Annotated in this window: 16 protein-coding genes; 7 read left to right on the forward strand and 9 right to left on the reverse strand. The window is 73.1% G+C overall.

The window, feature by feature from the left end; genetic code table 11:
• Positions 1–83: 83 nt before the first annotated feature.
• Positions 84–776, reverse strand: coding sequence for a response regulator transcription factor (locus OHB56_RS03700; protein ID WP_326757270.1), 693 nt, complete (start codon positions 774–776; stop codon positions 84–86).
• 534 nt (positions 777–1,310) lie between these two features.
• Between OHB56_RS03700 and OHB56_RS03705 the strand changes: the two genes are divergently transcribed.
• Positions 1,311–1,706, forward strand: coding sequence for an STAS domain-containing protein (locus OHB56_RS03705; protein WP_326756552.1), 396 nt, complete (start codon positions 1,311–1,313; stop codon positions 1,704–1,706).
• A 217-nt stretch (positions 1,707–1,923) separates the two neighbouring features.
• Positions 1,924–3,126 carry a globin domain-containing protein gene (locus OHB56_RS03710; RefSeq protein ID WP_326756551.1) on the forward strand — a complete coding sequence of 401 codons (1,203 nt, stop codon included), beginning with the start codon at positions 1,924–1,926 and terminating at the stop codon, positions 3,124–3,126.
• A gap of 89 nt (positions 3,127–3,215) precedes the next feature.
• On the opposite strand, the gene OHB56_RS03715 is transcribed toward OHB56_RS03710, so the two are convergent.
• The 4 genes from OHB56_RS03715 to OHB56_RS03730 form a co-directional block, all read right to left on the reverse strand.
• The gene (locus tag OHB56_RS03715) at positions 3,216–3,590 is read right to left on the reverse strand and encodes a hypothetical protein (protein WP_326756550.1); all 375 of its coding nucleotides are present in this window, start codon (positions 3,588–3,590) and stop codon (positions 3,216–3,218) included.
• Positions 3,591–3,675: 85 nt separating this feature from the next.
• Entirely contained in the window at positions 3,676–4,194 is a 519-nt protein-coding gene (locus tag OHB56_RS03720) for a roadblock/LC7 domain-containing protein (protein ID WP_326756549.1), read from the reverse strand.
• A gap of 38 nt (positions 4,195–4,232) precedes the next feature.
• Positions 4,233–5,012: a hypothetical protein gene (locus OHB56_RS03725; RefSeq protein ID WP_406351593.1), complete on the reverse strand. Its 780-nt coding sequence runs from the start codon at positions 5,010–5,012 to the stop codon at positions 4,233–4,235.
• Positions 5,009–5,413 carry a hypothetical protein gene (locus OHB56_RS03730; protein ID WP_055625515.1) on the reverse strand — a complete coding sequence of 135 codons (405 nt, stop codon included), beginning with the start codon at positions 5,411–5,413 and terminating at the stop codon, positions 5,009–5,011. The genes OHB56_RS03725 and OHB56_RS03730 overlap by 4 nt, the downstream gene beginning before the upstream one ends.
• A 510-nt stretch (positions 5,414–5,923) precedes the next feature.
• Between OHB56_RS03730 and OHB56_RS03735 the strand changes: the two genes are divergently transcribed.
• Entirely contained in the window at positions 5,924–7,132 is a 1,209-nt protein-coding gene (locus OHB56_RS03735; protein WP_406351595.1) for a hypothetical protein, read from the forward strand.
• A 97-nt stretch (positions 7,133–7,229) separates the two neighbouring features.
• On the opposite strand, the gene OHB56_RS03740 is transcribed toward OHB56_RS03735, so the two are convergent.
• Positions 7,230–8,492, reverse strand: a complete 1,263-nt coding sequence (locus OHB56_RS03740) for a hypothetical protein (protein ID WP_406351597.1) — start codon at positions 8,490–8,492, stop codon at positions 7,230–7,232.
• A gap of 227 nt (positions 8,493–8,719) precedes the next feature.
• On the opposite strand from OHB56_RS03740, the gene OHB56_RS03745 reads away from it, so the two are divergent.
• From OHB56_RS03745 to tgmB, 3 genes are all read left to right on the forward strand, one after another.
• Positions 8,720–9,046, forward strand: coding sequence for a YkvA family protein (locus OHB56_RS03745; RefSeq protein WP_326756545.1), 327 nt, complete (start codon positions 8,720–8,722; stop codon positions 9,044–9,046).
• A gap of 120 nt (positions 9,047–9,166) precedes the next feature.
• The gene (gene tgmA, locus OHB56_RS03750; RefSeq protein WP_055593662.1) at positions 9,167–9,358 is read left to right on the forward strand and encodes a putative ATP-grasp-modified RiPP; all 192 of its coding nucleotides are present in this window, start codon (positions 9,167–9,169) and stop codon (positions 9,356–9,358) included.
• A gap of 16 nt (positions 9,359–9,374) precedes the next feature.
• Positions 9,375–10,358, forward strand: coding sequence for an ATP-grasp ribosomal peptide maturase (gene tgmB / locus OHB56_RS03755; protein WP_406351599.1), 984 nt, complete (start codon positions 9,375–9,377; stop codon positions 10,356–10,358).
• Between the two features lie 60 nt (positions 10,359–10,418).
• On the opposite strand, the gene OHB56_RS03760 is transcribed toward tgmB, so the two are convergent.
• Both OHB56_RS03760 and OHB56_RS03765 read right to left on the reverse strand, forming a co-directional pair.
• On the reverse strand, positions 10,419–10,637 hold the full coding sequence (locus tag OHB56_RS03760; protein WP_326756543.1) for a hypothetical protein: 219 nt from the start codon (positions 10,635–10,637) through the stop codon (positions 10,419–10,421).
• Between the two features lie 173 nt (positions 10,638–10,810).
• Positions 10,811–11,284, reverse strand: coding sequence for a DUF2269 family protein (locus OHB56_RS03765; protein WP_388435035.1), 474 nt, complete (start codon positions 11,282–11,284; stop codon positions 10,811–10,813).
• Between the two features lie 200 nt (positions 11,285–11,484).
• On the opposite strand from OHB56_RS03765, the gene OHB56_RS03770 reads away from it, so the two are divergent.
• Entirely contained in the window at positions 11,485–12,468 is a 984-nt protein-coding gene (locus OHB56_RS03770; protein ID WP_326756541.1) for a helix-turn-helix domain-containing protein, read from the forward strand.
• 7 nt (positions 12,469–12,475) lie between these two features.
• Here the strand turns inward: OHB56_RS03770 and OHB56_RS03775 are convergent, their stop codons facing one another.
• Complete coding sequence (locus tag OHB56_RS03775) at positions 12,476–12,736, reverse strand: DUF5133 domain-containing protein (protein WP_326756540.1); 261 nt, start codon at positions 12,734–12,736, stop codon at positions 12,476–12,478.
• Positions 12,737–12,748: the final 12 nt, after the last annotated feature.

The raw sequence follows: 12,748 nt of genomic DNA on the forward strand, positions 1-12,748 counted from the left end.
CTCGCCCCACCGGCAGCGTGTCCCGGCAGGTCCACGTTAACGGGCGCGGCCCGGTCGTTTCCCACCGGTCGGCGAACCCGGCGTCAGCGGCCCGTGCGCCGCAGCCGGTCCTGCGCCTGGGTGGCGATCACGGCGGCCTGGATACGCCGTTCCACGCCGAGCTTGGCCAGCAGCCGGGAGATGTGGTTCTTCACCGTCTTCTCCGCCAGATACAGCCGCTGGCCGATCTGCCGGTTGGTCAGTCCCTCGCCGATCAGGGCGAGGATCTCCCGCTCGCGTTCGGTCAGTCCGGGCAGGGCGTCCTGCTCCTCCTCCGGCTCCTGTTCCTGCCGCAGCCGGGCCATCAGTCGGGTGGTGGCGCTCGGGTCGAGCAGGGACTGTCCGGAGGCGACCGTCCGCACGGCCGTGACCAGGTCCGAGCCCTGGATCTGCTTCAACACGTAGCCGGAGGCGCCCGCCATGATCGAATCCAGCAGGGCCTCCTCGTCGTCGAACGAGGTGAGCATCAGGCAGGCCAGATCCGGCAGCGTCGAACGCAGTTCGCGGCACACGGTCACCCCGTCGCCGTCAGGCAGCCGGACGTCGAGGACCGCCACGTCGGGGCGGAGCGCGGGAACGCGGACCAGGGCCTGCTCGACGGTGGCGGCCTCGCCGACGACGGTGATGTCCGGTTCGTCGTTCAGCAGGTCGTGCACTCCGCGGCGGACCACCTCGTGGTCGTCCAGCAGGAAGACCCGGACGGGCCGGTCGGGTGCCGGCCGCTCGCTGTCCGCCATCACATGCTCCTTGTTCTCGTGTGCCGGGCCGTACGCCATGTCCCGGTGCTCCCGGACGCCGGCCGCCGGGAGGTCCCCCACCAGGATCCTTCTCGATCCAGGGCCGAACGGCCAGGGCCGAACGGCCAGGGCCGATCGGCCCTGATTCCTGTCGGGCCGCCTGTTCTCCGCCGGGGTCCCGCGCCCTTCCGGCCGGCCGGTCGACTCCCCCGACGCTCCGGACGGGCTCCGGAGCTCCTCGGGAGCGGGCAGGGCCGGTCGGTCCGGGTGCCGGGGACCATCGGCATCTGGAGCACGCCGGACGGCCGGGCCATCGTCGGAGACGGGAGCGGCGCCGATCCCCCGCGGTGCCGCTCCCGTCCACGGTACCGACGGGTGCGAACCACTGGACCGCCGGGCCGTCCCGCCGTTGCCGGCCCGGCGCCCGTACGCGGGTTTCCTACCGGCGGGTAGTGCCATGCGGCACCGGTGGCCCGCGCGGTAGGGCCGGGCGGCCCTACCGGCGGGCTCGTCACCGCGGGTTGACTGGCCGGTATGCCCGAAAACCACGGCAGGCACGCGGTGGAGCCGACCGAGCGACGGATCGCCGGAACGACGCTCGTCGCCCCGCGGGGCGAACTCGACCTGCTCACCGCGCCGGCCCTGTCCCAACGCCTGGACGTCCTGACCTCCGGCGCCTTCCCCGACCTGGTGCTCGATCTGCGCGCCGTGGCGTTCATCGACTGCTCGGGCCTGCGCGCGCTGTGCCGTGCGCGCCGGCGGGCCCTGTCCCGGGGCGGGCGGCTGCGGCTGATCACGCGCAGCCCCGGCCTGCTGCGGGTCCTCCACCACGCCCGGCTCACCGGCGTGTTCGAACTCCTCCCCCGCCTGCCGGCGGAGCTCGACGGGGCCGCCGCCCGTCCCGTGGCGGGCGAAGGCCCCCGCCCCTGAACAACGCCCCACGAGTCCCGGGGCCGAGCCGACCGGCCCCGTTCCCGGGGCGCCGCCCGGGACCGAAGGTCCTCTCCTGCCGGGCCAATGGGCCCGCAGCACCCCACGAGCGGTGGTTACCTCCGGAAACACACTCGTCGGATTGCTATACAGAAGGTGCCGCCGGTCCGGAACGGCGGCCCAAAACCCGCACCCCGCCATGTCGTTGGGAGACCTCATGCTGTCCGAAGAATCCGCCGCAGTGGTCCGGGCCACCCTTCCCGCCGTGGCCGGAGCTCTCGACGAGATCACCGCGCGTTTCTACGGTGCGATGTTCCGCGACCGCCCCGAACTCCTGGACGGCATGTTCAACCGGGGCAATCAGGCCAGCGGGGTCCAGCGCCGGGCGCTGGCCGGTTCCATCGCCGGTTTCGCGCGGGCGCTGCTCGCCGACCCCGACACCCGGCCGGACGCCCTGCTGGCGCGGATCGCGCACAAGCACATCGCGGTCGGGGTCACCGACGACCAGTACACGATCGTGCACAAGTACCTGTTCGGTGCGATAGCGGAGGTCCTCGGCGACGCCGTCACCTCCGAAGTGGCCGCGGCCTGGGACGAGGTGTACTGGCTGATGGCAGGCGCCCTCATCGGACAGGAGGCTCGCCTCTACCAGGAGGCGGGGGTCGCGCCGGGCGACATCTGGCAGCGGTGGACGGTCGTCGAACGGCGCGAGGAGACCGCCGACGTCGTGTCGTTCGTGCTGCGCCCGGCCGACGGCGAGCCGGCACCGCGCGCACGGGCCGGACAGTACGTGAGCGTACGGCTGCGGATGCCCGACGGGGTGCACCAACTGCGCCAGTACAGCCTGTCCTCGGACCCCGGCGGCGACCTCCGGCGCATCACCGTCAAGCGGGTCACCGGGGTCTCGGGGACACCGGACGGGGAGGTCTCCGACCTGCTCCACGCGCACACCCGCGCCGGTGACGAACTCGCCCTGTCCGTGCCGGCCGGCGACGTGGCCCTCGACGAGACGGACGCCCCGCTGGTGCTGGTCTCGGCCGGGATCGGCTGCACGCCCATGGTGGGCATGCTCGCCCGGCTCGCGGCGACCGGCTCGACGCGCCGGGTCCTGGTGCTGCACGCCGACACCTCTCCCGAGGAGCACGCCCTGCGCACCGAGGTACGGGCCCTGGTGGAGCGACTGCCGGACGCCCGTGCGGTCTTCTGGTACGAGCGGCCGGGCTCCGCGGAGCCCGAGGCGCGCAGCGGCCTGATGGACCTCACCGGGATCGACGTCCCGGCGGACGCGTCAGTGTATCTGTGCGGCCCGCTGCCGTTCATGCGTACGGCGCGCGGCCGGCTCCTGGGCGCGGGCGTCCCCGCCCGGCGGATCGGCTACGAGGTCTTCGGTCCCGATCTGTGGCTCCCCGAAGCAGCCTGACCGCGTCGTACGACGGGTGGGGCCCTTCCCGTACCGCGCGCGAAGGGCCCCATCCGTCGCGGCCCGGACCGGTCCGCGACGGTGCTGCCTCAGACCTCCAGATCGTTCTCGATCCGGCGCAGCTGGTGGCGGGCCATCGCCAGGTTGGAGCGGCCGCTGTCCAGCACCAGGTACAGGAACAGCCCGTTGCCGCCGCGTCCCTTGATCGGGCGGATCAGGTGGTACTGGGTGCCCAGGGTGATGAGAATGTCGTCGATCTCTTCCTTCAGCCCCAGGAGTTCCATGGTGCGCAGTTTCGAGCGCACGACGTCGGTGTTGCCCGCGGCGGCGATCTCCAGGTTGAAGTCCTTGCCGCCGCCGATCGTGCCGAGCGCCATGCCGCTGGTGTAGTCGACGAGCGCGGCGGCCGTGGCGCCGTCGATGGAGCTGAGGCAGTCCTTGAGGGAGGTCTCGGTGTTGGCCATGAGAGGTGTCCTTTCGGTCGTAATGGTTGTTCCGGTCGGCCGCCAGGTCGTGTCACGGGGGCCGGCCGAGGGGAAAAGCCGGGATTCAGCCGCCGGGCTGGGGCCGGGGCTGGTGTGCCGGCCGCTGCGGGGTGCGCACCGGGAGGGTGCCGATCCGGCGGTCGGTGTCCGGGGACGAGGGGGCGTGCGCGTCGAGCGCCGCGCGTTCCGCGTGCCTGCCCCCGCCCGGGCCGACACCGGTGTCGATCAGATCCGCGATCCGTGCACCGCTGCGCCGGCCCTCCAGATGCAGCCGGCCCACATTGACCCGGTCGTCGGCGAGCAGGGTGAGCACCGCGGTGCTTCCGGCCGCGTAGGTCGCCACGTATCCCCGGGTGCCGCGCACCAGCAGTTCGCGGAATTCGCCGCGGGCGGCGGCATCCGTCATCCGGTACGCAACCCCGAGCGCGGCGGCGGTCAGCGCGGCCAGGCCCTCCGGCTCGGTGTCGGGCACGTCGTGGGCGAGGACGAGTCCGTCGACGGTGGCCGCGAGCGACCCCGCCAGCCGGGGGATCCGGGTACGGAGCCGACGCAGTTCGTCCAGCACGTCGGTCTCGACGGCCATGAGCAGTCTCCTTTCGGCACGCTGTCGACGCGCGCGGATCACAGGGCCTCCAAGGCGTCCAGGAGCCGTCGCAGCAGTGCCGTGTCGGGCTCGTCCCACGCATCTCCGGATGCGCCGGTGCCCGGACGGACGGAGGCGACGGGCGGAGGCGGTGCGGGGGTGATCAGTCCGTCGGCTGCCAGGCGGCGCAGCTCGACGAGGGTGTGGAAGGTGCGGCACGCGAGGGCCGAGGCGATCTGCGCCGCGGTGCTGGCGCCGTCGACCCGGGCGAGGGTCCGGCCGCGGCGGGGTGGCAGGTCCGCCGGGTCGGCACCGGGCAAGCGGGTGAGCGGGGCGGTGTCGACGGCGGGGTCGGGCCAGATGCGGTCCAGCAGGTCGCGGCGGCGCTGCGACTCGCGCAGCACGCCGGCCACCGGGACGGGGCGGACCGCGCCGAACCAGTGGGCGGCCTCGGGTCTGAAGCGGAGCGCGGCGGTGTCCTGGGCGAGCGCGAAGTACGCGGCGTCGAAGAGCGCGCCCAGGTGGCACAGCTCCAGCGCGCCGGCGGTGAGCCGACCGCTGTCCACGAGCTGACGGCCGACGCGGTGGCGGGCACCGGCCCGCTCGACCGCCTCCCACCAGCCGTCGGCGGGGAGCGCACCGCTGCGGGTGAGCAGATCGCCGAGGTCGGGGCTGTACGCGGATTCGACGTGGACCACGTGTCCCGCCGCCAGGTAGAAGACCCCGGACTCGGTGGAGAGGGCCCCGGTGGCGCGGTCGGCCGCGAGACTGCCGAGCATGGCGGGCGCCGATCCGTCGGTGGCTGCCGCGGTGGTCATCCGAGCACCAGCCGGTCCGCCATCTCGGCCAGCCGGATGCGGGCCAGGGCCAGGTTGCCTTCGCTGCGGTCGAGCCACAGGTACAGGAAGACGGTGCTGTCGAAGGTCGTGATCACGAACCGGAGCAGGTGGTACGCGTCGACGGTGGTGAGGATCAGGTCCTGGACGGGCGGTTCCTTGCCGGACAGAACGGACGCCGCGCCGTCGGCCGGTGCGAGTGTGCCGCTCTCCATGGCGAGGCGGGCGAGTTCGGCGGTCTCCGCCGCCGTGGCCTCCGGGTCGTCGCCCGGTGCCTCGCCCACCGCGCCGAGCGCGAGTCCACTGATCCAGTCGACCACCAGCGCTCCTCGCGCACCGGGCAGTCGCATGGCTTCCAGCAGGCTCTCATCGATTCCGGGCACGCCGGATCCCCCTCCATCGCACGGCCGTACCGCGAACGTGACGTCGAAGCTACGCTGTGTGCTCGACCGAGGTGTGGGCTTTGGTGTTTTCCCTTGGAATATGCGGCATGACCCCTTCGACGCTGGTACCGTCGGCGCTTTTCGGGGTCGGGCACGACCGCCGGGAGGGGCCTCGGAGCGGCAGGGCGCGGGCAGGGCCCTCCCCTGGGCGGATGGTGGGCCGGCCCTGCTCGCGGGGCCCATCGTGGTGACCGGGCAACTGCCGCGACCACGGGTGACGGCGCTCCACCACGTGTGCGCGCCGCACACCCCGCACACCCCGCGCGCGGCGCCCGCATGCGCACATGACACAGGGGATGACCCGTACGGGGGTGACACGTGACACATGGGGCCCCACCGCACGGGTAGCGGGAACGGGAAACGCCGTCCGGCGATCACCCCGTGTCGGTCCCGCCGTCCGACAGCGACGACAATGGCAGGAAGCACGTGCCCCCGTTCACCCCTGGACCCATGCCTCCCTCACCCACAGCCCGCCCCCTGATCCCGCCCTCCGTCTGGCTGACCGCCGGCCGGTACTCCGGGACCGCCGCACACTCCGCACACGACGTACTCCGGCGCACCCTGCACCGGCTGGAGGGCAGCGGGGACATCGACTCCTTCCTGGAACTGCCCGAAGAGCCGCCCGAGGCAGGGCCGGATCCGCGGCACGACACGCCGGACCTGGTGTTCCAGGCCCGTACCCGGGTCGCCGGCTCGGTGACCGTACGTGCCCGGCTGAGTGTCGGACCCGGTACCGGCGGAGACCGGCCCTGGGTCCTGGTCGCCGAGGCCGAACAGCCGTGGGACCTCATGTGGCCGTCCCCCACCGGCATGTTCTGGCCCATGGACGAACCGGCCGTGGAGTGGAATCACGACGCGGCCGCAGGACTGCGGCTGGGAGAGATCAGTCCGCTCCCCGAGGACGACAAGGCCGTACGGCGGCTGATGCGCGACTGCGCGCGACACCCGAACGGGTGGAACATCCACGTCGTCGTCCACGAGGCGATGACCACGGACGACCGCGGCCGGGTGCCGCTCGCGCGCTGGCTGCCGCCGGGCCTGCGGCACCGTGTGGTGGAGCACCGGGCCGCACCGCACCAGCTGCGGGTCGTGAACTGGGCGCTGCGCGACTGTGGCGTCGAAGTACCGCGCGGCGGCGCTGTGGTCCTGCCCGGCAGCCCGGTCCCGGACGGCTACGACGCCGGAGGGTTCTCGGTGCGCGCGGTCTTCCTGGACGGCACCCGGCCGGCCGACCTCGTCGACGCGGTGACCCGGTTCGCGGCCCTGCCGCGTCCGCTGCCGGCCGGGGCCGAGGCGGCGCTGACCGCGCTGCGGGAGGACTGGCGTCTGCTGAACCTGGAGGAGGAACTCGCCCGCGAGCGCCGGCTGGTCTCCCTGTACGCCGAGGCGCTGGAGGCCATGACCACGTCCCGCGACCTGTACCGGGAGGCCGCCGAGAGCGCCCACGAGGCGCTGACCGCGTACCGGGGGGCCGCCGGAGCCTCGAGCGTCCGGGCTCTGCCGCCCGGCACGCCGGCTCCGTCCCCGATGCAGCGGCTGACCCGCACGTTCGAGCGCCTGGGGTTCGGCTCCAGGGCACGCCGTCCGTCGCCTGCCGGCGAAGATCGCCGGGCCGCCCTGCCCGCCGCCGACGCGCAGTCGACGTCCTCCGGCCCGTAGGGCGGCCTGTCCGGCGGATCGTGCCGGACAGGCGAGGGCCGGGCAGGCGAGGGCCGGCCGCCCGTCGGGGCGGCACGCCTCCCGGGCCGCACGGCGGTCAGTCCGGCATCCGGGGTGTGCCGGGCGCCGCCCACACCGCCCAGTGTCTGCCGGGGAACGGGGACACCACCCGGACGACCAGCGCCGTCAGCGCCAGGAGCGCGGCGACGACGGCCGCCGCGCCGGCGAGCCACTGCGGGGCGAGTGCGAGGCCGACGGCCCGGGACAGGACGGCGGACGGGAAGGTACCGCCGGAGGCGTGGGTCCCGGCCAGGGCGGCCGGCAGCACGACCGCCGCCGCCAGTACGAGCACGCCGGGGCGTACGACCAGGAACAGGGCCAGCGCCGTGCAGAGCACCGGCAGACCGACCGCGAGGGCGTGCGGGACCAGGGAGAAACCGTCGCCCCGCAGCGGGAAGTGGACCACCGCACACACGGCGAGGGCCACCGCGGCGGACCAGCTCGACCAGGTCATGGACCGGACGGGCTGCGCGTGCGCCTGGCGGGGGCGCCGGATCCGCCGCCTCGAGTGCAGGGCCGCCGCGCCCGGGGCGCCGCGGTACGGGGGCGGGAAACCCGCGTCCGGTCTCCTACAGTGCTCGTCGTCCCGCACGCCCCCGCGCTCCTCCCGGCGCCGGTCCCCGCGCTCGTCCTCGTACCAGGACGGTTCGGACGTGGGGCGGTCGGGGCGATCCGGCGGGGGCTGCGCGGCCAGACGGTCTATCAGCTCGATCAGTTCCTCGACGGAGCGGCCGGAGGCGGCGGCCCGCAGTGCCTCCTCACGGCAGTGGGGTGCCAGCTGCTCGCTGTGCAGCAGCGCCACCAGCCGGGTCACGTCCTCCACCGGGCGGTGCGCCGCGGCGGCCCGGATCGCCTCGTCCGCACTGTCGGCGTCGCGGGGCGGCCTGGTCAGCAGGGCGACCAGACGGGCCACGTCCTCCACGGGGCGGCTCACCCCGATGACGCGCAGGATGTCGACCACGGCCCGGGTGTGTTCGGGTGAACGGGCCAGTGACGTGATGAGGTCGGCGACCTCGTCCGGGGGGCGGTCCGACACCGCCGCGTACACCAGGTTGCCCACGGGGTCGCCGTACTGCTGCCGATCCCGCCCCTCCTCCAGGCGTAGGGACTCCGCCAGGTCCACGTCCAGACGCAGTCCACCGGTGCCGTAGACCGTTCCGGCGGCCGGGAGGGGCGTCGGTGGCGGCTCCGGCGGGAGGACCCCGTCCGTTCCGCCGGATATCCCGGAAGCAGTCGAGACGGTCGGGTCGCTCGAGGGACTCGAGGTGTCCGACGAGGGTGTCGATGAGCAGGTGGTCATGCTCGGCTCCATGAAGGAAGACTCAGGCCGCTCCTCGCCCCCGGACGTACGACGAACGACGTTACGTGGACCATTACTAAGCGCCCACGCCCGGCACGGCCACTCGGCTGGGCCACCGGTATGACCTGTGCCACTCCGTCGGCTCCCCCAGGGGGTCATACCGGAGCCGTTCCCGGGCATCCAAACAAGGAGACCGGTGTCGCGCCGCACTCCGAGGAGGACAGCCCGTGGACACGACCACCGTGGTACTCGTCGTGGCCGCCGTCGCCGCGGCCGCCGTGCTGGCCGGCGCCGTGGCCCTCATGGTGCGACTGGTCCGCACCCGGCGCGAGCTGCGGCGCGCCGGTCTGCCCACGGGCCCGCGCTGGGTGTTCTGGGGCGCGGTCCTCTACCTCGTCCTGCCGACCGACCTGCTGCCCGACCCGGTGTACCTGGACGACATCGGCGTGCTGCTGCTCGCACTGCGCTCCCTGCGCGGCTCCCTCGGCGCGGGTTCACCCGGAGCGACGCCCCGGCGCCCGGATCGCGAACCCGCCCGCGACTACGCTCCGTGAGGAAACCAACCACCCGTTCGATTCGTATAAGTCTCTGGAAGCCAAAACAAGTCGGCGGACCAAGCAGCGGTGCACAGCGGGCCGTCGCCTGGTCGGCGCAGCACCGACGAGGGAGAGACGATGCAACCGTTCGCGCTCAACTACGCACGTCCGGCACGGGAGTTGGTCGTAAGCACTCCGTATGTGTACGACTCCGGACTGCAGTTGAACGTTCTCGCCGACGGACGAGTGGCGGCCTGCGATCACGCACTGTTGCGAGAGGTGGGCACCACGACGTCCACGGCGGGTTCCAAGACCCACTTCGACGACTGACCGTGAGCCGCAGACGATGACCGTACTGATCCTCACCTGCGAGGAGGATGTGACCGCCGACATGGTGGTCGTGCACCTGCACGGCTCCGGAGTTCCGGTGGTACGCCTCGACCCTGCCGATCTGACCGCCGGCGTCTCGCTCTCGGGTGAATACGTGCACGGCCGCTTTCGCGGCCATCTCTCCACCGGGGGGCGGCTGGTGAGCATCGGCGGACTGCGGTCCGTGTGGGTGCGCCGGCCGGGCACCCCGGCCGGGCGGGCGGCCCAGCCGTCGTCCTGGCTGACCGAGGAGGCCGCTCAGGCTCTCTACGGGATGCTGCGCGGCTCGGACGCCCGCTGGATGAACCATCCGGACGCGGCCCGGCAGGCACGTCACAAGCCGTGGCAGCTCCGGCTGGCTCAGCGCTGCGGCCTGCCCGTGCCGGCCACCGTGATCACGACCTTCCCGCGCGCCGCCCGGGAGTTCGCCGAACGGTTCCCGGACCTGGTGGTCAAGCCCGTTTCCGGAGCGCATCCGCAGGATCCGCCGCGGGCCGTGCCGACCAGCAGGGTGGCGCCGGACACCGACTTCACCGCCGTGGCGTTCGGGCCGACACTGCTCCAGCGGCGGATCGCGAAGCGCGCCGACATCCGGCTCACCGCCGTGGGCGAGCGACTGCTGGCCGCCCGCAAGGCCGCGGACCCCGGCCCCGAACCGGTCGAGGTGGATGTGCGTTTCGCGCCGCCCGGGGCACCCTGGGAGCCGGTCGATGTACCGCCGCGCCTCGCCGACTCCGTCCGCACCTATCTACGTGAGGCCGAACTGGCCTACGGGGCCTTCGACTTCGCCGAGGATGCCGACGGGACGTGGTGGTTCCTGGAGTGCAATCAGTCGGGGCAGTTCGGGTTCGTCGAGGTGGAGACGGGCCAGCCGATCGCGCGTACCGTCGCCGAGTGGCTGGCGCGGCCCGTTCCCGAGGAGACGGTGGAGGTCGACAGGACGCCCACCACGGCATGCTGAGGGCCCGTCAGCACGGGGGAGCGTGATGGTACGGGCCCGCCCTCCGTGGCGGTACCCGGATCAATGCGGCCTGGGGCCGGGCAGAAGGGCGGTGCGCTGCCAGCCGTTCCCCGGGGACTGCTGACGGTCGTGGCCGCCCGGGGAGTGCCCGGGGGACTGCAGGGGCCCCATGACCAGCTCCAGTTCCCTGTTCACTCGTTCGGCCTCGCTGCGGACCTGTGCGGGCACATCACCGCGCTCCGTGATGAGTCGGTCGTAGATGGGGGATTCCTTGAACACCCTGCAACGCGCCTCTCTGCTTCGTCGGCCCCGGGACGGGGACGCGACTGACGAGTGTATGCGTCCGGACATCCTTCAGGGGGAATCCACCTGTACGACTTGACGCAGATGAGTACACGAGGGATAGTCCCCGCGCCCCGGGGGCGGGAGGCACGGGGCGGTGCCGGATCCGGTCAGGCACCCGTGGTCGAACCGGGGCGGACGATCATGAGAACCGTGACCGTCGCCCACAGCAGGTTGAACACACCGGTGAACATGGCCAGTCGCATGGTCTCCCGCCGGTCGACGGACCGGTGCTGGGCCAGCTGCTCGACGAGTTCGTCCTGCCGGGGCAGCACGAAGGCGATCAGGACGGCCGCAGCCGCCGCCGTGAGCGCGATGGAGGTGATGAGCCAGCCGTCGCCCAGAACTCCCATGGCGAGCGCGGTGGCCAGCCCGAGCACGGGTACCGCGACGCCGATGCGGGAGTAGACCCTGCAGATGCGGTGCAGCACCTCGACGGTGGTCACCGCCGCCGCGACGGGCCCGTCACCCCCGGCGGGCGCGGCGCGGCGCGCGGCAGGCGGGAACATGCTCGCCGCGACGGTCACGGGGCCGACGGCGAGGATGGCGGCGAGGACGTGCAGGGACAGCAGGAACTTGGTCACCGGGGCTCTTTCCTTGGCGTGATCAGCGGTGAAGGGCTCACGCTAAGGGCCCTCGGGGTCTTCACCCAGGGGCTGGATCGACAGCTTCCGACGGATTCCCGCCAACCGGGCCCGTCTGCCTTTCCTCCGGTCCGCCGCACCACCTCCCCGCTCCTGCCCCGGCCCTTACGCGTGGCGGGAATCCACCTATCGTGGCGTTCATGCACTCCGTGGCGATTCTTCTGCTCGACCGGGTCATTCCGTTCGACATGGCGGCACCCATGCAGACCTTCGACTGGACGCGGCTGCCCGACGGCCGGCCCGCCTACCGGGTGCGGCCGTGCGCCGAGACACCCGAGGTGGCGGCGGACGGCGGGCTGCTCCTGCGCGTCGACCGCGGACTGGAGGCGCTGGGCGACGCCGACACGATCATCGTCCCGGGCCGCGCCGAAGGCGCCCCGCCGCTCTCCCCCGCGGTCGTCACGGCGCTGCGCCGGGCGGCCGGGGCGGGCACCCGGATCGCCTCGGTGTGCGTGGGCGCGTTCGTGCTGGCGGAGGCAGGGCTGCTGGACGGGCTGCGCGCCACCACGCACTGGGTGGCCGCGGACCAACTGGCCCGCTCCTTTCCCCGCGTCGAAGTGCAGCCTGACGTGCTCTACGTCGACAACGGGCAGATCCTCACCTCGGCCGGTGCCGCCGCCGCGCTGGACATGTGCCTGCACATGGTCCGCCGGGACCTCGGCTCGGCGGTGGCCGCGAACACGGCCCGGATGTCCGTCATGCCGTTGGAACGGGAGGGCGGACAGGCCCAGTTCATCGTGCACAAGCACCCGCCCGTGCCCCGCGGGTCGGCCTTCGAGCCACTGTTCGAGTGGATCGAGGACAACCTGGCGCACGAGGTCACCCTCGGGGCGATGGCGGCGCGTGCCGGGATGAGCGAGCGCACCTTCGGCCGCCGTTTCCGCGAGCAGACGGGCACCACGCCGGTGCAGTGGCTGCTGCGGGCGCGGGTACGGCGCGCCCAGTACCTGCTGGAGAACAGCGACTACACGGTCGAGCGGATCGCCCAGCAGTCCGGGTTCGGCTCGCCCACGGCGTTCCGCGAGCGGTTCCGCAAGGTGGTGGGCACCACGCCGTACGCGTACCGGTCGGCGTTCCACGGCCGACGGCCCGTCGGACGGCCCGTCGCGGGCACCGGCTCGTAGCCTCCGGTCACACGGTCAGGCACCGGCCTTTCTCGCCGTCCGGGTCCGTGGTCCGGCCGGCGGGCGCGGTCTGCTCCTGGGCGAGCAGCGCGTCCGCGCGGGTGACGGCTTCACGGATGCCGGCCGTTCCCGTCATCACGCAGAGCGTGTAGGTGATGTCCTCCAGCTCGCGCGCCGCGACGGGCGAGTGCCGCTCCGCCTGCGCGATCCGCAGCGTCGCGTAACGCGTCAGCAGTCGTCTGACGGTCTTGGGATCCGGTACCAGCACGAAGGCGCCTCT

This window comes from Streptomyces sp. NBC_01635 (assembly GCF_045209715.1).
Taxonomy (GTDB): Bacteria; Actinomycetota; Actinomycetes; order Streptomycetales; family Streptomycetaceae; genus Streptomyces; species Streptomyces hirsutus.